The following is a 22,431-nucleotide window of genomic DNA, read 5'->3' as shown; positions in this document are numbered from 1 at the left end:
CTCGAATTCACTCTGAGAGTCGGGAAATCCGACTCTCAGTATTGCTTTGGCGGCTATCAAACTAAGCTACTCTCTGCCAACCCCACCAACTAAACGGACCAGCCCCAGTAACCCGAGTAACCCCGCAACCCCGCAACCCCGCAACCCCGCAACCCCGCAACCCCGCAACCCCGCAACCCCGCAACCCCGCAACCTCAATACAATTGAAATCGCCCCCCGACAGAGGCTTTATCCTCTCTCTCAGTGAGCAATATCCCGAATAGCATGGCGCGCGGAGGCGAGAGACAGTTGGTACTCCTCGTGACGAAGGCTCCGCATAAAACAAACCCAGCTCACATCAATTGAACTGGGTTGCACAATTTTATACGTCCCGCCAATCAAACACGACGTCCAAGTACTCGTCCTTGCGGTTGCGCAGCCCGTCGTAAACGACCGGCGCTTCGTCCGGCGAGACGATGTGGCTGAGCAGTGGATCGATCGACAGCTTATTGTCGCGGATGAGTCCGAAAATAATGTCCACGTTCCGCTGGATGGAATGCTTGGCGTTCGGCGTTGCAAACGTCGGGTAGCGCCATTCCTGCGCCCTAGCAACAACTTCATTCGGCTCAGCAAAGACGATTTTCACATTCTTCATTAGTCTCTCTCCCAACCTCGTCGCTTCCCAGCAAATTAGGTGCTTTAGGGCAACAATAGCAGGATAGCCTCGCTTCGGAGTAGTGACTATTTCACATAAAGAAGGACCTTTCCGAACGGAAATACATCGGATCGCATAAGCACAAGTGTTTATCACTCAAGCGCAGTCGCATTCGCAATCACACTCGCAGAGCAAGCGCCATCGACTACCGCACGACGCCTTTGTTCTTCCGGTATTCCCCTGGCCGGATTCCGGTAGCGCGCATGAACGCGACGCTCATATACTCGGTATGCTTAAAGCCCGTACGCTCGGCAATCGTCGCCAGGTTGAGCTTCGTATCGACGAGCAGCTTCTTCACGTGATTCAGCTTCACCGCCAAAATCTCATCATGCGGCGTACGCCCGAGCGCCTTCTGAAATCGGCTGTCCAGCACGCGGCGGGATACGGAGAATTGGTCGAGGATATGCTGCACTTGAATCTCTTCATGCGCGTGATCGCGGATGAAGCGGATGACGTCGGACACCATTTTGTCCTCGACGGCAAGCACGTGGGAGGATAGCCGGACTTGAATGTTGATCGGCTCGATCAAGTTAATCGGCTCTTCGATCGTCTCGCCCGCCATCATCCGTTCGAGCAGCTGCGCGGCAAGATAGCCGGTCTTCAAGGCGTTCGTCTGAATACTCGACAGCGGAGGAGTAGACAGCTCGCACAGCAGCTCGTCATTATCGACCCCAATAACGGCTGCTTCATCCGGCACGGCAACACCGGCATAACGGCATGCTTCCAGTAGCTGTTGTCCACGGATGTCGTAGCAGGCCATAATCCCAACTGGCTTCGGCAGCTCCTTCAGCCAGCGGATCAGCTCTTCACTGCTGGAATGCCAAGACTCTTCATGCGCCGCATCTGCAGGCATCTCGAAGCAGAGGCACTCGTAGCCTTGGGCCTGCAAATACGCTTGATAAGCCTCTCCCCGCAGGTCCGACCATTTGAACCGTGAATCCCCGTAAAAGGCAAAGTGCTTGAAGCCGCGCTCCAGAAAATGTTCCGCCGCCATTGCCGCAATGGACTGGTCGTTCGTCTCTACGCAGGGCAGAGAAGGAATTCTTCTGGAAGCACTCACGTCGATAGCAGGGAGCCCTTTCTCACGGATGAACCTCGCCGTCTGTTCATTTTCGATCCGCGCAATAATGCCGTCCCCGTTCCAATGATCCAGCCACGCGAAATTGTTGCTGCCCCTGCTGTACTCCCCTAAAGTGACTGACCACGAGGAAGCATGCTCCCGAAGGTAGTTCTTAATGCCGCCAAGCAGCCCGCGCGCATACTCGTTAGAGGTTTCGATTAGCAGTGCGACCTGCTTGCGTTTAGGAGATGTAAATAAACTCATTCGCAACCCTCCATTTTTAACGAAATCCCTAATAAATCATATTTATTAGTATCTATTATACTATGTAGTGGTGAAAAATCTCATTTTTATAAGAAATAATTGCATCGACTTCCTCTGCCGCCCGGTTTAAAATTAGTTTTGTTAGCGATTTAGCAAGCAAGTATCTATTAGGAGGATGCTCACATGCAGCAGAAGGTACGTGTAGCTATTATCGGACTAGGGTTTGGAGCAGAATTTATCCCCATTTATCTCAATCATCCGCATGCTGAGATGTATGCCATCTGCCAACGATCGGAAGACAGCTTGAACCAGATCGGCGATCACTTCGGCATTAACGTCAGATATACAAGCTTTGAAGAACTGCTAAAGGATGATAATATCGACGCAGTGCATATCAACACGCCGATTCCGAACCATGCTGAGCTGAGCATTGCCGCACTGAAAGCGGGCAAACATGTCGCTTGCACGGTCCCGATGGCGACGACGGTGGAGGAATGCCGCCGGATTGTAGAAGCGCAAGAGGCGTCCGGGAAGAACTACATGATGATGGAAACTTGCGTGTACACACGTGAATTCCTCTATGTGAAGGAGCTGCGCGATTCGGGCAAGCTGGGCCGCATTCAGTTTCTGCGCGGGGCGCATCATCAGGAGATGGCGGGATGGCCGGGCTACTGGGAAGGGCTGCCGCCGATGCATTATGCAACGCATGCTGTAAGTCCGCTTCTGGCGCTCGCTGGCAAGGATGCCGACTACGTGTCCTGTCAAGGATCGGGCCGGATTGCCGATAATCTAACTGAGAAGTACGGTTCCCCGTTCGCCGTTGAGTCGGCGCTGTTCCGTCTGCGCGATTCGGAGCTGGCGATGGAAGTGAGCCGTTCCTTGTTCGAAACGTCGCGTGAATATGTGGAAAGCTTCGATGTTTATGCGGAGAAAATGAGCTTTGAATGGCAGCAGCTGGAGGGAGAATCCCCGATCGTATTCAAGGGCGAGCAGCCGGAGCGTGTGAATGTGCCGGATTACGCGCATCTGCTCCCGGAAGGCATTCGCAAGTATACGACAGAGGGCGTTTACGACGCGACGGAGAATGTGCACTTATCCTTTAAGCAAGGCAGCGGCCACGGCGGCTCCCATCCGCATATGGCGCATGAATTTATTATGAGCATCGTGGAAGCGCGTCCTGCGTTCCCGGATGTGTACGCTTCGGCGAACTGGACGTGCGCGGGCATCTGCGCGCATGAGTCCGCCATGAAGGGCGGCGAGCTTGTGAAGCTGCCGGAATTCCGCAAGGAGAACGCAAATAGGTAAGGGGGAGTCCAAGATGCAGCCAACCTTTTTAAGCGTGGAAAGTACGGAGACATGCATCCGAATCTTTCGCGGCGGCACGTCTGAGCCGATCGTCGAGCAGCGCGCGGAACCTGGCGAGAGACCGTACATTCACCCGGTCGTTGCACCGGATGGCGGCGGCGTACTGACAGAGAATGCGCCTCCCCATCATCCTTGGCAGCACGGCATTTACGTGGGGCTGAACGATGTGAACGGGGTCGGATTTTGGGAAGAAGGGCTTCGGAATAAGCCGACGGACGGCAGCTTCAATCCGCTGCGTCTGCAAGCGATTATTGTCGGACCGCATTATGCCGCTTGGGAAGTAGAGACGGAATGGCTCGATCCGAACGGACAGCCGATGCTGGTTGAAACGCAGGCTTGGGGCCTCCATGATCATGGAGATCGTTACGAGCTGGATCTTGTCTGGTCTTTGCGGGCGGTAACAGCACTCGCGTTCGGACAATACGCCTATGGCGGCCTGTTCCTAAGAATGCCATACCGCGATGAGTTCGGCGGTCAGGCGATCAATAGCGAGGGCCGGATCGGCGGCGAAGCGGAAGGGCAGCGTGCCCGTTGGGTCGCTTGCTGCATGCCGATTGAAGGCAGGGCAGATCAAGCCGGCATCGCCTTCCTGGATCACCCTGGCAATGCGGAGCATCCCGTCCCTTGGCGCGTCGACGGCCAGCTCGGCATCTCGCCAAGCCGCTGCATCGCCGGAGCTTGGCAGCTGGCTGAAGGAGAAGTGAGCACGTCCAAGTACCGGGTTCTCGTCTTCTGCGGAAGCACGGATTCCGATGTTGTGAATGCGAGCTGGCAATCGTTCGCCAGCCTATAAGGAGGGAAATCGAGAAGATGAGAACTGTAATTGTCGTAAATCCTGCGTTCGAAATCGTGTGGCCATGGACAGCGGACCGCTTCCATAGCTTGTTTGCGGCGCAAGGTGCGGTGGAGTTTACGCGTCTGGAACGAGGGGAATCGCGCACGCTGGAACAGCTCATCGAGGAGCCGGGCAGCGTGACGAGATTGGTGTCCTTAATGGCGCCGGTTACTGCCGATGGGATGCGCGAGTTCAGCAGCCTGAAGGAAGCGGTCATTATCACGCAGCCGTATGACCATACAATTCCGGAAGATCTGCAGCAGGTGCTCACGGAAGCGGGCGTGAAGCTGTACCGCCATAAGAGCGAGGGCTATTGGGGACAGTCCGTGTCCGAATTCGGTCTTGCCTTGACGCTTTGCGGCTTGCGGCGTATTCCGCAAACTCATCACGAGATTATTACAAGCTTGCAAGAGTGGGATTATGAGCCGGCGGGCGATAATCCGAAGCGAAGAGGGCATCAGTTCGGGGATAATCCCGACTTCACAAGCGGAACAGTCGAAGGCAAGCGTATTCGAATCGTTGGCGCAGGCAATATCGCTTCCCGGTATGCGAGCTTCGTTCATATGCTCGGCGCCGACGTTGCGGCATGGGATCCGTTCGCTGCGGAGCCATCGTTCCACCGCACGGGTGCGCGCAAGGAATGGCATCTGGATCGGCTCGTTCAAGATGCGGAGATCTTCGCGCCGATGGTGCCGTTGACACCGCAGACGCAAGGCCTCATTACAGCGGAGCTTATTTATGCGCTGCCTAAGGGCTGCTTGGTCGTGCTGGTGACGCGCGCAGACGTCTGCGATATGAAAGCGATTCGCGAGCGCGTACTGAAAGACGAGATCAGCCTCGCTGCCGATGTGTTCGATATCGAGCCTTTGCCGCTCGCCGACGAGCTGCTCGGCAGGCACAATGTCGTGCATACGCCTCATAATGCGGGCCGCACCATTCAGTCGAACGAGCGCTGGGCAGAGCAGCTATTCCAGCAGTTTCTGCCGGCATAAAGTGCCTCTCAAACCCTAAAATGGAAATATCCATTATGGAAGGACTCTTGAGAGGAGAATTAAGGTCTATGTTGGAAAAATCCACTCATTTCTACCGAAAACAGCTGAAATCGGCCTGTTTTGCCGGAAATGAATGGATAAATCCAATATAGCCGAGCAAAATCGCCGAATTTGGAGAAAATGAGTGGATTTATCCATTATAGCTTAAGGGAGCCTACTATGTAGACTCTCGAGCAAGGAGCCTTTGCGAGAGGGCTCCTTCTTCATGTTCTTTCCATACCGCTGGTAAGCGCCGCTACGCCCTAGAACTGCTTCCGAAACCGCAGCGGCGAGATGCCGGTGTACTGCTTGAAGCAGCTGGAGAAGTAAGGCGCGTACTGGAAACCGACATGCTCCGCGATTTGCGCGACCTTCCACTCCGTCTTGATGAGCAGCAGCTTGGCTTGCTCCAGCCGGTACTCGTGCAAGTATTCCATCGGCGTGCAGCGGTAGACCTCTTTCATGCACCGCACAATATAGTTCGGGTGAAAATGCAGCGCATCCGCAATGGCCTCGTTCGTCAAATCGCTCTGATAATGCTGCCGCAGAAACGCCTCGGTCCGCTCCGCGAGCTTCAAAGCAGGAGAGTCGCTCTTCCCGCTGTAGCTCTCCTCCAGCACATGCAGCAGTTCCATGAACAGCTGCTGCTCATTCCAGAATGCTTCGGAGCGATAAGCCCCCGCGGATGCAAGCAGCTTATGCAGATGCCGCTCGGCCATCTCGAATTGCGGAGGCGAGGCGTACTGCCGAATCCGTATCATATAAGGATTGTTCCACGCGCTTCGAACGGGATGAACCGAGCCTAGCGACGTATCCGACAAATGATAGGTGCCTTTGAAATCAAAATGCGTCCAATAGAATACCGTCTCCGTATCGCACGGCTTCACCGCATAATGATAACGGTCCGGCAGCAGCAGCAGCGTCTGTCCTTTGGTCAGCGTCCATTCCTGATCGTCCTCGCCAATATAGAGCGTTCCTTGTATGACCCATAGCAGGTCGAATAGTCCGATGTTCCGCCGATTCGGATGCTGCTCCCCCGGCTGCAGTGTCGTTAATCCGGTTGTGATGTAATAAGGAACCGGAGGGATCTCCATTAATACGAATTTCTGCTGCTCGTTCATACGTATGCGATCCTCTCTGCTAAGTGTTATATTTTATAAAAAATGTGTTGGAGTTATTCGTAGTTTCCTATAATTCATAACGATAAACTGGAATTCGTAAATAGTCAAAAGTCATATAAAAGTCATTTCGATTCCAGGAGGAAAAGCACATGGGAGCAGCTGCAAGCGGTATGACGGGGAAGCAGGATCCGCAGGTTCGGATCAGCGATAGATTTTGGGATTCGTATCGTGAATTGGTGCGGAAGACGGTTATTCCTTATCAGTGGGAGGCGCTGAACGATCGGATTCCGGATGCGGAGCCTAGCTACGCGATTCGGAATTTCCGGATTACGGCGGGGATGGAGCAAGGGGAATATGGCGGCATGGTGTTCCAGGACAGCGACGTTGCCAAATGGCTGGAAGCGGTAGGCTACTCGCTTGCTCAGCATCCCGACTCCGAGCTGGAGCGGACGGCGGACGAAGTGATTGAACTGATTGCTGCTGCTCAAAAGGAAGACGGCTACCTGAATACGTATTTTTCGATCAAGGAGCCGGGCAATCGCTGGACGAACCTGCACGAAGCGCATGAGCTGTACTGCGCAGGCCATATGATGGAGGCGGCGGTCGCTTATTATGAAGCGACGGGCAAGCGGAGGCTGCTCGATGTCGTATGCAAGTTCGCGGACTATATCGACCAGGTGTTTGGCACGGAACCCGGAAAGCTGCGGGGGTACGACGGTCACCAGGAGATTGAGCTTGCGCTGGTCAAGCTGTACAAAGCAACCGGAGAGGAGCGCTACCTCGCGCTGGCACAGTTCTTCATTGACGAGCGGGGAGCTGAGCCGAACTTCCTCGTGGAAGAATGCAAGCAGAGAGACGGCTTCAGCCATTGGGCGAACAAGAAAATTGCGATCCCGACAGTCGCGCAAATGGCGTACAATCAGGCGGATAAGCCGGTGCGGGAGCAGGATACGGCAACCGGTCATTCGGTTCGGGCCGTTTATATGTATACGGCGATGGCCGATCTCGCAAGGTTAACAGGCGATGCGAGCTTGCTTGAAGCTTGCCGCCGGCTATGGGCGAATACGACGAAGAAGCAGATGTACATTACGGGAGGCATCGGTTCGACGCATCACGGAGAAGCGTTCACGTTCGATTATGATCTGCCGAACGATACGGTCTATGCGGAGACATGCGCTTCGATCGGGCTCATCTTCTTTGCGCAGCGCATGCTTCAGCTGGAGGCGAAGAGCGACTATGCGGATGTGATGGAGCGGGCGCTGTATAACAATGTCATTGGCAGCATGTCGCAGGACGGGAAGCATTACTTCTACGTCAATCCGCTGGAAGTGTGGCCGAAGGCTTCGAAGCTGAATCCGGCCCGCCATCATGTGAAGGCAGTGCGCCAGAAGTGGTTCGGCTGCTCCTGCTGTCCGCCAAACGTGGCACGACTGCTCAGCTCCTTGAACGAGTACATCTATACGGCGTCGGCCGAGCGCAATACGATATATACAAATTTATTTATCGGCAGCGAGGCGAGCTTCGAGCTTGCGGCAGGACGAGTGGGGTTAAAGCAGGAATCGCATCTGCCTTGGGAAGGCTATGTTCGGATGGAAGTCACGGAGTCGCCAAAGGCTGAGCTTGCGCTCGCGTTCCGCATTCCATCTTGGAGCTATGGCGAAGCGGAGATGATCATTGGCGGCCAGGCGGCGAAGTACGAAGTGGTAGACGGATATGCGATAGTCACCCGAGCATGGTCCGAAGGAGACGTGGCGGAATGGAAGCCGCGTCTGGAGGCGCAGCTCATTGCGGCTAATCCGGCGATCCGGGCAAATGCGGGCAAAGCGGCTATCGAACGCGGTCCGCTCGTGTATTGCTTGGAGGAAGCGGATAATGGCGACCTGTTATCTTCGCTGACTATCCAAGCGGATACGAAGCTGCATTCCTCCTACGATCCTGGACTGATGGGCGGAGCAGTCGTCATCGAAGCCGAAGGCTGCGTCGATAATATGGCGTCATGGCAGCCGGATCTCCCTTATCGTCCACTTGCACAGCAGCAAGTGCAGGAGGCGAGTTCTGTAACGCTGAGGGCGGTTCCGTATTATCTTTGGGGCAATCGGAAGACCGGGGAAATGACGGTGTGGATCAGAACAAGCGGGCTATAGCGGATTTCTCCAGTACAGTCCAAAGACCAAAAGCCCAACGGATACGCCTTCGCCCGCATCCAAGCACCAGGCGCGCTGTTCAGATTGTGCTCTCCACCATGATGCTGCCGGGTGTGGATGAGGATGAGAAGAGAGGGAACTGCCCGGGTGGGGCAGTTCTTTCTTTGCTCGCTTTCAACGGTGGGAAAAGCGGGGGCGAGAGAACACATACGTTCTCTCAGTAATTTTAACGAGAGTCGGAAAAAGCGACTCTCGAGCGCAAAAGTGGTAGGTTGCGGAGCTGAGAGACGGAAAAACCGACTCTCAGCATGAAGGGAGAGGGAATTCCCGCCGATTTGGGCTCTGAGAGACGGAAAAGCCGACTCTCAAGAGTGAAAAGGCGGAGATTGTGTGCTGAGAGTAGGATAATCCGACTCTCAGCGCCGAAACCGCGCGAAAGAGAAACGGAGAGACCCAATACGGGTCTCTCAGCCCAAAAGCCCAAAGCCCAACAAATCAATAGAGCCAGTTAAAACAAGGCCTTCACAACCGTGAAAGCCTTGTCTTTGTTAAGAGCGATATTGTTCAATCGCGATCGAATTCGTTCCGTTGCTTCGAGCGCGGTCAAGCAGCTCGATCGAATACTCGACCATCTGGCGGATAGCGGGCTTCTGAATTTGCCCGACGAGTCCCCCGATATAACAGCCCATCTGCTTGTTGCACCCGATGCTGGAGAAGTCAAAGCTCCTCATCTCCTCGATAATCGACTGCGCGGCTTGAGCGCATAATTCCTTCTCGGCTTTGGCAATGACGACGAACTCGTCTCCCGCCGCACGCCCGATGGCTGCTTCAGGCAAGTGGCGCCGGACGCTGGATTCAATGATTTGATAGCAAGCGACTATGACTCTATCCCCTGCCTCAAAGCCATAATCATCGTTAACCGATTTAAAGTGGCTGATATCCAAGCGGAACACGCTGATCCGATCCTGCAAGGAGCATGAGCCGACTATGTCTGCGGCCGCATCCAGAAAGGCTTCGAAATTCGGAATATTCTTCTTGATCTCATGGACGTCTGTCTGCTCAAGGAGCATCAAATCGACTTTTTTATCCATTTTGAACCCTTCCTTCTCAATTAGATGGATGAGGCGGTCAATTGCGATTTTCTTCTGAATTTGCACATTTAACGCCGAGCTAATCTCGATGCGTTTGCGGATTAGCTGGTGAACGATCTCTGGGCTGTCGATAGGACCGCTTAACAGTTCTCTGATTTCGGCTAACGTAAAATCAAGACTTTTAAGTATGACAATCCAGTTGAGCACGTGGGCTTGGTCCTGTTCGTAGGAACGGTAGCCGGTCTCCGCATCAATTGCGGTCGGTTTCAGCAGACCGATTTCGTCGTAATGGCGAAGCATTTTGGCAGTGACGTTATTCAGTGCAGCGAATTCGCTAATTTTCAAGCGCAGTGACCTCCTCGGCAAGCACTCCGGCCGGAATTACTTAACCCTACGATAAACCTTCCCCTAATAGGAAAGTCAACGTTTTTTTGTGGAAAATTGTCAGCACATGCTGCGTTCCGATCCTGCAAAAACCGTTCTCCACAAGGAAGGCGGCTTTGTTGTATAGTAGTCGTGTATTCGAAAGTTTCTGTTTGGAAGCTCCGGAAAGCGGGTGGAGATTATGCCGGGACGTATATTGGTCGTGGATGACGATCCTTCAATCGTCAAAATTACGAATCTATATCTATCAAAGAACGGTTACGAGGTCGACGAGGCGTTCGACGGGCAGTCGGCGCTGGACAAAATCCGAAGCGGCGGCAGTGGTGGGAACTACGCGCTAATCGTGCTCGATCTGATGCTGCCTCGAGTTGACGGTTGGGCGGTCTGCAGAGAGCTGCGACAAAGCGGGGATAACACGCCCATCATCATGCTGACGGCGCGGGGCGAAGTGCATGAACGAATCGAAGGCATTCGTATGGGAGCCGACGATTATTTGGTGAAGCCTTTTGACCCGAACGAGCTCTTGGTGCGTATTGATGCGGTGCTTCGGCGGACGAGCCGTCCTGTTTCCAGCCAACCTGTCTCAGAACGGGCCGAGCTAGCGGTGGGGAATTTGCAGCTGCAGCTGGATGCTTGCACGGTAAGCGTGGATGGGAAGTCTGTCGCGCTGACGAGGCGTGAATTTGATCTGCTGGCATGGCTTGCGGGGCGTCCGGAGAAAGTATTTTCGCGCGAGGATTTGATTGCGCAGGTGTGGGGCTGGGACTTCGATGGCGAGGATAGGGTGGTCGACTTGTACATCCAGCGCATCCGCCGGAAGCTTGGGCGAGGAAGGGGCTGGAGCCTGACTACGGTTTGGGGCGTCGGCTACAAATTCGAGGTGAGCGCATCGTGCTGAATTCGATTTTTCGCAAATGGCTTTGGGCCTCAGCATGCATCACTCTCGTCGTGCTGCTCCTGATGACCGCTGCCGTCAGCTGGTTGGTCCAGCGCAATTATTATAAACAGGGCATGGAGCGATTGAACGAGCAGTCCGTATATGTGGAGGAAGCGTACCAGCAGCATCTCTCCGGCGAGCTGACGGCAGCGGATTTCCGCAAGGAGCTGAAGCAGCTTGAGCGGGAGAACAAAGTGAACATCAGCCTGGTCGGCAAGAAAGTGAAGTTTCTGAAACAGGATCTATATGAGGTCGGCGTGCGTCCCGATGTAAAAAGCTGGATTGATACGGTATCGGGAGGCGAGCGCATCGAGCATATCTCCAAGTTCCGCAAAGAGGATAACGGGACGATGCTCGTTGTCGGCTTCCCGCTTATGAAGAACGATCAAGTTACCGCAGCTGCATTCATTTATTCCCCATCGGCTGATGTGCGTGCGCTCGCTGAGCCGATTCGGCGGAGTATCTGGCTTATTGCGCTTGCTTGCGCTGGACCGCTCATTCTGCTGCTTTGGCTGGCCACTCGCCGGTTCGTTAGGCCGATTCGGCAGATTAGCGAGGCGGCCGCATCGATTGCGGGCGGCGATTTCTCCAGCAGGGTTCATGTAACCGGGCAAGATGAGCTCGCTAGACTTGGCGACTCCTTCAACGCGATGGCGGGGAGGATGGAGCGAATTGAGGATCAGCGAAGACGGCTCATAATGGAGATTTCGCATGAATTGCGAACCCCGCTTACAAGCATTCGCGGGACACTGCAAGCGCTGAGGGACGGCCTTCTGTCCGGGAAGGAGCAGGAGGAGTTCGTGGAGTTATCGCTTGGGGAGTCGGTTAGACTGGGACGGCTTATCGATTCGATTCATGAACTGTCGGCTTTCGAAGAGCATCAAATCAAGTTTGATTGGGAGCAGGTCGATTTGACGGAGCTGACCGAGCAGTCGGCGCAGCAGCTTCGGACGAAGGCGGAATCGGCAGGCATGCGGCTTCATGCGCAAGCGGACGAGAGGATCGTGCTGCGCGGCGATCCGATGAGGCTTCGGCAGGTGCTGCTGAATTTAATCGGCAACGCGCTGGAACATAATGCGTCGGGTACGGAAGTGTGCGTTCGTGTAGAGCGGAAGGAGCGAAAAGCGGTCATTACCGTGAGCGATAACGGGCAGGGCATCGCCGCCGAGCATCTGCCGCATCTGTTCGAACGCCTGTATAAAGCGGAGTCCAGCCGTACCTCCCGCGGCTCGGGACTTGGGCTAACGATTGTACGATACATTGTGCAAGCCCATGGGGGAACGATTGCCGTCCGTTCCGAGCAAGGGAAGGGAACGGCGTTTCAAGTGGAGCTGCCGATGACAAACTTTTGATACATTTTTTCGATAGAGTAGGGGATGCAGGACATATTGAAGCGGAGGGATAATGATCATGTTGAAGAAAAGTTTGACAGTCGCGGTGCTTGGACTGGCTTTGGTGGCAGGTTCGGCGCAGGCCGCATTCGCATCGAGCGCGGACGCAAGCACGACTTCCACCACGAAGTCGCATCACGAAGAATGGAAGGCGCAAACGGCCGCGCTGAAGAGCCAGCTCGTCACGCTGCGCGCGCAGCAGAAGGGCTTGGCGGCGCAAATCAAGTCGCTGCGTGAAACGAACAAGGCAACGGCGAAGTCGCTCACGAAGGAGCAGAAAGCATCGCTTAAAGCGAGCTTGAAGAACGTGAGGGAGCAGATCGCTGCTCAGCAAGCTTCCATCAAAGCGATTCGTACGCAGAAGCAAGCGCTGTGGGCGCAAGTGAAGAGTGCGAAGAAGAGCGATGACACCGCTTCAGGCGTTGCGGAGCTTACGCAGATCATTTCGCTGAAGGAGCAGATCATTCAAGCGAAGCAGCAGATTCTGTCCTTGCAGCAAAGCTTGCAGACGCTGCTTACTTCGCTGAGTGCATAGGAGTCGGCCAGGCCTAGTTCGATCTGGACGCTTTTGCTAGGCCTATCGGCTTGTGCAGACTTGTGCATGCTAACTCGTTAACGCTGCAATTGCTGCTGTGTTCCTATCCTACAATGCCGCCCTCTACGTGGAGGGCGGTTTTTTTGTTTCCCGCTTGGCAGGAGAGAGAAGCCGGAGCAACGAATAAGAGTCGGATACCAATAATTGGATGGTGATCGCGGATGAAGCTGGTACTCTTATTCGGCCCGATGGCGGTCGGCAAAATGACAGTAGGGCAGGAGCTTGCGAAGATGACGGAGCTGAAGCTGTTCCATAATCATATGACGATCGAGCTGCTGTGCCCGTATTTCGGGTTCAGCCCGGAGATGTGGGAGCTCGCCCATCAGTTCCGCATGAGCATATTCGAGACGTATGCGAAAGGCGAGGGTTACGGGATGATTTTCACCTTCGTCTGGGCGTTTGATGTGCAGGCGGACTGGGATTATGTGAAGCAGGTCGGGGACATCTTCGAGAAGCATGGCGGCGAGGTGTACTGGGTCGAGCTTGAAGCGGAGCTGGATACGAGGATCGAGCGGAACCGGGGCGAGAATCGGCTGGCGAATAAGCCTTCGAAGCGGGATGTCGAGCAATCGGAGGCGAGAATGCTCACAGCTGTGCAGCAGCATCGGTTGAACTCCAATGATGGCGAGCTCGTGCATGAGCGCTACTTGAAGATTAACAACACGTTTCTCACGCCGGAGGAAGTCGCAGGTCAGATTAAGGCGCATTTTCAACTGTAAAATATACGCCTCCAAGGACGCCTGCATGGCTACGGAAATCAAACATTTGCAGAACTATATCGTCATTCAGGAGATCCGGTTCGGCTTCACGTTCGAGGTGGAGTGGAAGGTGCAGCCGGAAGTGATGGACGCGCAGGTGCTGAAGTTTATTTTGCAGCCGGTCATTGAGAATGCGAAACGGGGAGGGAAAGAAGAATTTAGCAGCGGTGGATCAGGGCTTCACAATGTGTATCATCGCCTCCAAACCTATTACCGGGGCGAAGCAAGCATGACGATTCGTAGCAAGAGGTTAAAAGGGACGGTTGTGCAGCTGATCGTTCCGCTGGCAATGCCATAAACTTTTCCGCGAAGGGGTTACGAAGCACATGGATACGAAGAAGCAGACGTTGGATCAGTCCAAGCAGACGATTTACTATTTCTCCGCGACGCATTGGGACCGCGAATGGTACCAGACCTTTCAAGGCTTCCGCTATCGCCTCGTGGCGATGATGAACGAAATGATCGAGGTGCTGGAGCAAAATCCAGAATTCAGCGTGTTCCATCTCGACGGACAGACGATTGTGCTGGACGATTTCTTGGAGATTGAGCCTGGCAAGAGAGAGCGGCTCGCGAAGCTGATCGCGGACGGGCGCATTCTGATCGGTCCGTGGTACGTTATGCCGGATGAATTTCTGCTCTCTGGCGAAAGCCTAATCCGCAACTTGATGATCGGCCATAAGACGGTCGCGAAGTGGAATGTGCCGGTTTGGAAGAACGGCTACATCTGCGACATCTTCGGGCATATCGCGCAGATGCCGCAAATCTTCGCCGGCTTCGATATTCGTCATGCCGTGCTCGGCAGAGGAACGAACGAGCATACGACGCCGGCGCATCTGCTCTGGCAGTCGCCGGACGGCACGCAGTGCATCACGTATAAGCTGCCGGATTACGGCGGTTATGGCGCGCTGCCGCATATTTTTGACAACCAATATTATGAGCGGGAGTGGAGCAGGGAGGAGAAGGCGGAGCGGCTGAAAGCCTTTGTCGATTCCGAGTTTGCTCGCACGGAGCTTCCCGTTGCGGTCGTGATGGACGGCGTCGATCATGAGCCGATTCGAAAGAGTACGCCGGAGCTGGTGGGGCTGCTGAAGGAGCTGTATCCGGAGGCGGATGTGAAGCATGTCGACCTGCTGGAGATGGCGAAGCAGCTTGAAGGTCACAGAGCAGAACTGCCTGTTCGGACAGGCGAAATCTACGAGCCTGCCAAGGAGAACGGACCGTACGTCTACGTTATCACGCATACGTTATCGAGCCGATATCCGCTGAAGAAGGCAAACGATCAGAACCAGACGCTGCTGGAGAAATGGGTCGATCCGCTCGTTGCGGTCGCAGCGGTGCGCGGCTACTCGCTGCAGAAGTCGTATGTCGATCTGGCTTATCAGTATTTGATCCAGAACCATCCGCATGATTCGATCTGCGGCTGCTCGATCGATCAGGTGCATAAGGACATGGAGTACCGGTTCAGCCAGACCGAGATGATCGGCGGCCAGCTGATCGCGGATATTATGAACCACGAGCGCTCGCGGTTCGAGACGGCGAAGGACGGTGCGGATCGGCTGCTTACGGTGTGGAACCCGCTGCCTTTTGCACGGGCGGAGGTCATTACGGTCGATATCGATTTCCCTACGGCGTACCCTGCACGCTATCAGGAGCCGTTCGGGTATGAGGAGAAGAACAGCTTCCGCGTCTACGATGGAGATGGGCGTGAAGTTCCTTTTGGGCTCGTCTCGATGCAAAAGCATAAGGTCGTCCGCATCTTCAATCAAGTGACGGAGCGGGTGGATCGCCATACGATTACGCTCGCTGTGGAGATGCCTCCGATGGGGGCGGCCGTGTATCGGGTGGTGCCGAGCGCGACGCCTTCGCGGTACTTGGCGAAGCTGTCCACGGGAGATCGCCGCGCGGAGAATGAACGGCTGCGCCTCGTTGTGAATGGCGATGGTACGGTGAGTATTTATGATAAGAAGACCGGCGCTTCGTATGATCGGCTGCTCAGCTATCTGGACGACGGCGAGATCGGCGACGGCTGGTTCCATGTGAATCCGGCGGAGGATCGCGTCGTCTCGAGTACGGGTGCGCCTTGCACGATCGAGAAGGTGGAAGACGGACCGTCGCGTACCGTGTTCCGGATTACGCATACGCTGAGCGTGCCGGAATCCCTCGACGAGACGAAGCGCAACATTCGCCGCTCGGATCGGTATCGGGCGCTGCGGGTGGTCAGTTTGGTGGGCTTGTCCACGGGCAACGCGTATGTCGATGTGGAGACGACGGTGGACAATTCGGCGCGCGATCACCGTCTGAGGGTGTTAGTGCCGACAGGCGTTGCGGCGGATTCGTATTTCGTGAATCAGCCGTTTGCGTTCGTGGAGCGTCCAGTCGGCTTGCGTGTGGATACGCAGGATTGGAAGGAATGCGACGTGCCCGAGAAGCAGATGGGCGGCATCGCGGGCAAGCGCCGCGCCGATGGCAGCGGTCTCGCGTTCGTGTCCGCGTACGGCCTGCACGAGTGCGCCGCGCATGACGACGAGGAAGGCACGCTTGCGGTGACGCTCTTCCGCAGCTTCGCCAAGACGGTCATGACGAACGGCGAGGCGGGCGGCCAAATTCTCGGCGAGCACCAGTTTGCTTACCGCTTGGCGCTGCTTGATGATGCGGTCACGAACGCGGACCTCGTGCGGCTGCAGGATCGGCTGCAGGCGGGCTTCCAAGCTTCGTCCGTGCCGGTCGCGGCGGAGTATGTGGCTGAAATGCAGGGGAGCTTCCTCGAGCTGGACAGCGCGCATTGCTGCTTGAGCATTATGAAGCGTCCGGAATCGGAAGAGCCGAACACGGTCATTGTGCGGCTGTCGAACTTCTCTGACGCGGGGGACGCGGCAGCACTGCGCTTCGAGCGGGCGATCGCTTCCGCTTCCGAAGTGAATTTGAACGAGGAAGATGTGTGCGCGTTGCCGACGGATGGAAGCAGCATGCTCAAGGTTGAGGTGCCGGCGTGGGCGATTCGGACATATCGGATTCGGTTTGAATAAGAGGAGGGTGTAGGCATGACTGAGAAGCTGAAAGCAAGAGTCGAAAATTCGCTTACTGTATTGCTGGTCTCGGATCTCCAGAAATCCATGAAGTACTATGAAGAGGCGCTCGGTTGCGAGGCGAACGAGCACTGGGCCATTCGAGATAACTTCGGGCTCGGATTCAAGCTCATTCAAGCACAGAATCCTGAAGACGTACGGCCGAACAAAGGAACGTGGAATACCTACGCCTACGTGCAAACGCACGAGGAGCTTGACGCGCTGTATGGGGAGTTCAAGGCCAACGGCGCTATTATCGCGTCCGAGCCGGTTGTGACGGAGCATGACTGGGGCGCGTGGAAGGATTTTTCCGTGCGTGACCTGGATGGATATGTGATTGGGTTCGGGTCAGGGAAGAAGTAGGTTACTGTAATGAGTTGGAATATCGAGATTAATTGTTCGATTGAACCCTATGAGGTTCCGGCTTTAAGAGAGCTGGTCGGCTGGGAAGGCAGGCATGCCGACTACCCTGCTCTGTTTGAACGTTGTAACTTTTGGGCGGGGGTTCGAGATGCAGCAAGCAATGAGCTGATCGCCTTCGGTTATGTGGCAGGGACGGGATTGCAGCATGGATACATGGAAGATGTAATCGTGCACCCGAAGTTCCAGCGGAGAGGAGTCGGGCAAGCCCTGGTCAGGGAGCTGTTACTCGAGGCAGAACGCTTCGGATTAGAGATCGTAACGGTCACTTTCGCACCCGAACATACGTCGTTTTATACGGAGAGTGGATTTCAACCTTGCCAAGGTGGATTGTGGAGAAAGGTATAGTGGGGCATGTTGAGTTTGGCTGAGCACGTATACAACAACGAACGCTATGTTGGATTAATCCACTCATTTTGATCAAAAAGGGGACTTTTCGGAAGCTATAATGGATTTTTCCACTCATTTTCGGCCGGAAAGGTTGAAATGGCCGATTTCGGGCAGAAATGAATGGATTTTTCCACTATAGAATGCAAATTCGGCTAGATGAGCCCTTCTATGTTGGATAAATCCATTATAGAGAAGCAGGCCAGCGGCCCCGTTCGGCGGACCCCACCGGCAGCCCCCACCGGCAGCCCCGCAGGCAGACCCCGCTCGGCGAACACCGCCACCGCCACGCATACACACTAGCAGTGACCGTCATCGGTCACTGCTTTTTTTGTTTGCAGCAAGCGGCAGCGCGCAACGGGGAGGCTGACAAATCTGCTGACAAACTCCACCGGCACTATTTTCCACATTCGAGTGTCTCTGCAACCTGCAACCATTTTCCCCACAAGATCGTCTATTGGATTCGTTAGAATTTGAAAAAGGGTGATTTCGGACGAATCGCCATCATAGGATTCGTTAGGAGGAGCTCGGTCGGCGGCGGCCAAACTTGAGGGCTATATTTTCCACTAAAGAATGAGCCCGGTTTTTGCGATTATATTAGTAATAGAAAAGATTTCAAATCAGAATCGAGGATTCACATGATTAAAATAGAGAATTCAATTCCGACCGATAAAGAAACGATAACGCAATTTCAAAATAAAGTCAGGCTGAAGCTGCCAAACGACTATATCGCGTTTCTGGAGCGCTATAACGGCGGCTACCCCGAGCCCTGCATCATCCACATGAAAGTAACGAGCCGCAGGGAGGTTGAATCGTCGTGCATCAGGTCCTTCTTCGGCTTTGGTCTCGAGAATGGCGACGAGCTTGCGGAGAATTACGGCTTCTACAGGAAGTTTATCCCGAAGGAGTCGATTCCGATCTGCTGCGATTCAGACGGCAATGTCATCCTCATGTCGCTCTCGATTGAGAATTATTGCGAGATTTACCTTTGGAATCACGAACGTGCTCCTGAGCATAGGGCGGAGCTGCACGAATTGCAGTATATCACGGACTCCTTCACGGATTTTCTCAATCGAATCGTTCCCTATGATCCTGATACGGCCGATATGAACGAGAACGATCTCATATCGATTTGGATCCATCCTGATTTTGATAAAATCATTAACGGTGACATATAAGCATGCAAGAACAATATCAAGAACGATATCAAGAACAATATATAGAAGCTTCATCGCCGGCTCCCGGAAGATGGAGCTTCTTTTCCATTCCAAAAATCGGTAAAATAGTTACGAATCGACACACCATCACCACTATTACGATCACCATCACCATCCACCAAAGGAGCTGCCGACCATGCAAAACGTATTTTTCATCTCCGATCATCATTTTGGACATAAGCAAATTATTGATTTCGAATCGAGACCTTTCGAGAACGTCGATGAAATGAACGAGCGGATGATCGAGTGCTGGAATGCGGTCGTCGGCAAGCAGGATAAAGTGTTCCATCTGGGCGATTTCTCGTTTCTGAACCAGGAGAAGACGAAGGAGATCGTGTCGAGATTGAATGGTTACAAGGTGCTGATCCTGGGAAATCACGACCGGGGACGCTCCCGCAAGTGGTGGCTGGACGTCGGCTTCGACGAAGTGAGCGAGCATCCGATTATCTACAAGGATTTCTTCTTCCTCTCGCACGAGCCGATGTACATGAACAAACACATGCCGTACGTGAACGTGCATGGACATATCCACTCGCAAAAATATGCGGGCATCAACTACATCAACGTCAGCGTGGAGCACTGGGATTACACGCCGATTACGTTCGAGCAAATCCGCGACGCGGTTGTGCCAAGCGAGGAAGGTGACTGACGTATGATGGCGCGGACATTATGAAACGGCTTATTTTGCCACGGCAAATGTACAGGACAGTTTGGCCAAAATGATTTATACTGCGGAGAAAGGCCGCTGGCCCAGCGATTTCGATGGGGGCGAATACCATGAATATTATAATCGGTATGGCAATCCCCGAGCTGATCGCGCTCTTGAATCCGGCCGACTTCTAGCCGCTTCGAATAGCGGTCCTGAATCTGATTGACCAAATTGAACGGCATTTACAACAAGAAGGCGTCCATCTGAATCAGTTTGAGTCGATCGCACAATTTGAATCGTTTGTGAACGGGCAGCCTGGTCTCAACCGATAAGTGGAGTTGTATCTATTGTGGGAACGCCTTATTCGGCGATATTAACGCTTATGGTGACGGCCGGCGTCATTAACGTCATCATGGGCATTTACGTTTTCTTCTACCGATCCAAGCAGTCGATGTCCAAAACCTTCATTGCTTTCACGCTCTTATCTGCGGTGTACGTATTCGGTTCTACGCTGGAGCTTTCAGCCAATTCACTAACAGAGATCAAGCTGTGGATTAAGCTCGAGTATCTCGGCATGCCTTATTTGCCGCCGCTCAATCTGCTGCTTGTGATGTACTTCCTCGGGATGGATCGAGTCTTGAAGCGTCCTTTGCGTATCATCATGTTCATCGTTCCTGCGATCACGACTTTGCTTGTCCTGACCAATGATAAGCATAAGCTGTATTACCGTGCGATAGAGCTGAAGCAAGGGGCTTCTTTCCTCAAAACAGATCTGGTTGCCGGGCCGTGGTACATTTTTGCAGGCGGTTATACATTCGGGTGTATGATCGGCGGTGTCGTGCTCCTATTGCTCTATTGGAATCGGATGAAGTCGTCGTACCGGCTTCAGCATATCGTCATGCTGGTGGCACTCGTGATGCCGCTCGCTGGCGATTTCTTATATCTCGGCAACCTGACGCCAGAGGGGATCGACCCGATTCCAGCGATAATGGCCGTCACTTCCTCGCTGTATATGTGGGCGCTGGCTGGCCGAGGGATGCTGAACGTCGTGCCGATTGCCCGCGAAAATCTGTTCGAGAGCATGAGCGACAGCGTCCTTGTGCTCGATCTGGAGAATCGGCTCGTCGATTTCAATCCGGCTGCGGCGCAAATGATGCCGGAGCTGTCCACGCAAAATGTCGGTCGACGCATTGACGAGCTGTGGCAGCAATACACCGATGAACCGCTCACGAATCTGGTGAACGACCCTCAAGCTGAACGGGAAGTGATCTGGACGATTGGCGATCAGTCCTATCATTACAGCGTTCGTTCCTCGGTCGTCCGCAAGAACGGGGGACAGGAAGTCGGCAAGCTGCTCATTCTCATTGATATTTCGGAGCAGGTGGAGCTGCAGAAGAAGCTTCATGCGCTTGCGTTCTACGATGGGCTGACGGGGATTTACAATCGGAATCACTTCCTGCACTTGAGCGAAGAGCTGATTGCGCAGCACGTTGCGAGCGGAGGAAACTTCTCGGTTGTACTGTTTGATATTGATTATTTCAAAAAGATTAACGATTCGTACGGTCATGATGTCGGCGACCAAGCGCTTCAGCACGTCGTATCCCTATGCCGCCGCTTGCTGCGAGACGTGGATGTTTTCGCTCGTTATGGCGGCGAGGAATTTGTTATCGCGCTGCCCGGCATGACGCTGAAGGAAGCGGGGCGGTTCGCGGAACGCATCCGCACAGAGATCGAGGCGCATCCGATGCCGGTGGCGACATCAGGATCGGGTTCTGGTTCGGCTGGTGCTTCGCAGCAAGCGATTACGATCACAGCCAGCTTCGGTGCTGCCGCGGGAGAAAGCCATGCGGCGTTCGAAGTGAAGCAGCTGCTCAAGCAGGCGGACCATGCGCTGTATGATGCGAAGCGTGCAGGACGAAATCGCGTGTGTCTGGCTGGCAAAGCCGAAGTATATAGCAGATGAACCAAATACATGCAGGAGGGCAACGGGATGCACGAGAATGAGGTTTTCGTAGACGATGCGCTGGTGCGGCGTTTGCTCATGGGGCAGTTTCCGCAGTGGGCGGAGCTGCCGCTGAAGCGGGTCGAGTCCACCGGAACGGATAATGCGATCTACCGGCTTGGCGATGAGCTGGCCGTGCGGCTGCCTCGAATCGACTGGGCAACAGGTCAGGCGGAGAAGGAGCTCTACTGGCTGCCGAAGCTAGCTTCGCATTTGCCGCTGGCGATTCCGGCTCCGATTGCGATTGGCGAGCCTGCCGAAGAGTACCCGTGGCGGTGGGCTGTGTATCGGTGGTTCGAAGGTGTAGATGGGATCGTCGGCCGAATTGGCGACTTAGATGAAGCGGCGAAGGCGATGGCGCAGTTCGTCGCAGCGCTGCGGCGAATCGATCCGGCGGGCGGGCCGCTTCCGGTGGGATCGCGGCGGGATACGCTCGCGAAGCGGGATGAGCTTGTTCGCAAGATCATTGCAGAGCTGCCTGGGGGGATCGACCAAGAAGCAGCTGCTGGCGCTTGGGATGCAGCGATGAAGCTGCCCGAGTGGCAGGGGGAGCCGGTATGGATTCACGGTGATCTTCACGCGGGCAACCTGCTGCTTGATCAGGGACGGCTCTCGGCTGTAATTGATTTTGGCTGTATGGGCGTTGGCGACCCGGCCTATGACACGCTGTTCGCATGGAGCATGCTTACTTCGGACACGCGGGAGACTTTCCGGGCAGAGCTGCAGCCGGATGAACAGGAATGGGAGCGGGGCAAAGGCTTCGCGCTGTCGATGGGGCTCATCGCCTACCCGTACTACAAGGAGAGCAATCCATTGTTCGCAGGCGTGGCGAAGCGGATCATTGATGAGGTGCTGGCGGATTACCGGAGCGGGGTTGTGTGATAATGCGGCGGCGGGCACAGGTGAGGAAAAGGCGGGGCTTTGCCTCAATGTCATTAAGTTAAGGTGTTGAACCAAATATCTATGCAAAGGAGCAGGTTATCGAAAGATAGCCTGCTCCTTTTTTGCGTGAAAAAGAGTA

At 54.5% G+C, this 22,431-nt stretch carries 20 protein-coding genes; 16 read left to right on the top strand and 4 right to left on the bottom strand.

What is annotated here, in order from left to right:
- Nucleotides 1–361: 361 nt before the first annotated feature.
- Together A8990_RS24970 and A8990_RS24965 are read right to left on the bottom strand one after the other, a co-directional pair.
- Entirely contained in the window at nt 362–634 is a 273-nt protein-coding gene (locus A8990_RS24970) for a hypothetical protein (protein ID WP_116191758.1), read from the bottom strand.
- A gap of 205 nt (nt 635–839) precedes the next feature.
- On the bottom strand, nt 840–2,018 hold the full coding sequence (locus A8990_RS24965) for an AraC family transcriptional regulator (protein WP_116191757.1): 1,179 nt from the start codon (nt 2,016–2,018) through the stop codon (nt 840–842).
- Nucleotides 2,019–2,201: 183 nt separating this feature from the next.
- Here A8990_RS24965 and A8990_RS24960 point away from each other — a divergent pair, with 183 nt between their 5' ends.
- Genes A8990_RS24960 through A8990_RS24950 form a run of 3 tightly spaced genes read left to right on the top strand, consistent with a single transcriptional unit; the run spans nt 2,202 to nt 5,210 of the window.
- Nucleotides 2,202–3,323: a Gfo/Idh/MocA family protein gene (locus A8990_RS24960; RefSeq protein WP_116191756.1), complete on the top strand. Its 1,122-nt coding sequence runs from the start codon at nt 2,202–2,204 to the stop codon at nt 3,321–3,323.
- A gap of 13 nt (nt 3,324–3,336) precedes the next feature.
- Nucleotides 3,337–4,176: a DUF6807 domain-containing protein gene (locus tag A8990_RS24955; protein WP_116191755.1), complete on the top strand. Its 840-nt coding sequence runs from the start codon at nt 3,337–3,339 to the stop codon at nt 4,174–4,176.
- A gap of 17 nt (nt 4,177–4,193) precedes the next feature.
- A complete protein-coding gene (locus A8990_RS24950; protein WP_116191754.1) occupies nt 4,194–5,210 on the top strand; it encodes an NAD(P)-dependent oxidoreductase in 1,017 nt (338 codons plus the stop codon).
- 302 nt (nt 5,211–5,512) lie between these two features.
- Here the strand turns inward: A8990_RS24950 and A8990_RS24945 are convergent, their stop codons facing one another.
- Nucleotides 5,513–6,370 carry a helix-turn-helix domain-containing protein gene (locus A8990_RS24945; protein WP_181909770.1) on the bottom strand — a complete coding sequence of 286 codons (858 nt, stop codon included), beginning with the start codon at nt 6,368–6,370 and terminating at the stop codon, nt 5,513–5,515.
- Nucleotides 6,371–6,519: 149 nt separating this feature from the next.
- On the opposite strand from A8990_RS24945, the gene A8990_RS24940 reads away from it, so the two are divergent.
- Nucleotides 6,520–8,514 (top strand): glycoside hydrolase family 127 protein, encoded by a 1,995-nt coding sequence (locus A8990_RS24940; protein WP_245996198.1) that lies wholly within the window; start codon nt 6,520–6,522, stop codon nt 8,512–8,514.
- 548 nt (nt 8,515–9,062) lie between these two features.
- Here the strand turns inward: A8990_RS24940 and A8990_RS24935 are convergent.
- Nucleotides 9,063–9,950 carry a diguanylate cyclase domain-containing protein gene (locus A8990_RS24935; protein WP_116191753.1) on the bottom strand — a complete coding sequence of 296 codons (888 nt, stop codon included), beginning with the start codon at nt 9,948–9,950 and terminating at the stop codon, nt 9,063–9,065.
- Nucleotides 9,951–10,170: 220 nt separating this feature from the next.
- Between A8990_RS24935 and A8990_RS24930 the strand changes: the two genes are divergently transcribed.
- From A8990_RS24930 to A8990_RS24875, 12 genes are all read left to right on the top strand, one after another.
- Nucleotides 10,171–10,887, top strand: a complete 717-nt coding sequence (locus A8990_RS24930) for a response regulator transcription factor (RefSeq protein ID WP_116191752.1) — start codon at nt 10,171–10,173, stop codon at nt 10,885–10,887.
- A complete protein-coding gene (locus A8990_RS24925; RefSeq protein WP_116191751.1) occupies nt 10,881–12,278 on the top strand; it encodes a sensor histidine kinase in 1,398 nt (465 codons plus the stop codon). Before A8990_RS24930 ends, A8990_RS24925 begins: the two co-directional genes overlap by 7 nt.
- A gap of 58 nt (nt 12,279–12,336) precedes the next feature.
- Nucleotides 12,337–12,852 (top strand): hypothetical protein, encoded by a 516-nt coding sequence (locus tag A8990_RS24920; RefSeq protein WP_116191750.1) that lies wholly within the window; start codon nt 12,337–12,339, stop codon nt 12,850–12,852.
- Nucleotides 12,853–13,073: 221 nt separating this feature from the next.
- A complete protein-coding gene (locus A8990_RS24915; protein ID WP_116191749.1) occupies nt 13,074–13,631 on the top strand; it encodes an AAA family ATPase in 558 nt (185 codons plus the stop codon).
- 25 nt (nt 13,632–13,656) lie between these two features.
- A complete protein-coding gene (locus tag A8990_RS24910; protein WP_116191748.1) occupies nt 13,657–13,968 on the top strand; it encodes a sensor histidine kinase in 312 nt (103 codons plus the stop codon).
- Nucleotides 13,969–13,996: 28 nt separating this feature from the next.
- A complete protein-coding gene (locus A8990_RS24905) occupies nt 13,997–16,696 on the top strand; it encodes an alpha-mannosidase (RefSeq protein ID WP_116191747.1) in 2,700 nt (899 codons plus the stop codon).
- Nucleotides 16,697–16,711: 15 nt separating this feature from the next.
- Nucleotides 16,712–17,098 carry a VOC family protein gene (locus tag A8990_RS24900; RefSeq protein ID WP_116191746.1) on the top strand — a complete coding sequence of 129 codons (387 nt, stop codon included), beginning with the start codon at nt 16,712–16,714 and terminating at the stop codon, nt 17,096–17,098.
- A 9-nt stretch (nt 17,099–17,107) separates the two neighbouring features.
- Nucleotides 17,108–17,503, top strand: a complete 396-nt coding sequence (locus A8990_RS24895) for a GNAT family N-acetyltransferase (RefSeq protein ID WP_116191745.1) — start codon at nt 17,108–17,110, stop codon at nt 17,501–17,503.
- 677 nt (nt 17,504–18,180) lie between these two features.
- Nucleotides 18,181–18,720 (top strand): SMI1/KNR4 family protein, encoded by a 540-nt coding sequence (locus A8990_RS24890; RefSeq protein WP_116191744.1) that lies wholly within the window; start codon nt 18,181–18,183, stop codon nt 18,718–18,720.
- A 175-nt stretch (nt 18,721–18,895) separates the two neighbouring features.
- Nucleotides 18,896–19,408 (top strand): phosphoesterase, encoded by a 513-nt coding sequence (locus A8990_RS24885; protein WP_116191743.1) that lies wholly within the window; start codon nt 18,896–18,898, stop codon nt 19,406–19,408.
- A gap of 349 nt (nt 19,409–19,757) precedes the next feature.
- On the top strand, nt 19,758–21,371 hold the full coding sequence (locus A8990_RS24880) for a histidine kinase N-terminal 7TM domain-containing diguanylate cyclase (RefSeq protein ID WP_116191742.1): 1,614 nt from the start codon (nt 19,758–19,760) through the stop codon (nt 21,369–21,371).
- 27 nt (nt 21,372–21,398) lie between these two features.
- Nucleotides 21,399–22,292, top strand: coding sequence for an aminoglycoside phosphotransferase family protein (locus tag A8990_RS24875; RefSeq protein WP_220376842.1), 894 nt, complete (start codon nt 21,399–21,401; stop codon nt 22,290–22,292).
- The last annotated feature ends 139 nt before the right edge of the window (nt 22,293–22,431 follow it).

The sequence above is a fragment of the Paenibacillus taihuensis genome, assembly GCF_003386535.1.
Taxonomy (GTDB): Bacteria; Bacillota; Bacilli; order Paenibacillales; family Paenibacillaceae; genus Paenibacillus_Z; species Paenibacillus_Z taihuensis.
This window is presented reverse-complemented; position numbering and strand designations above follow the sequence as displayed.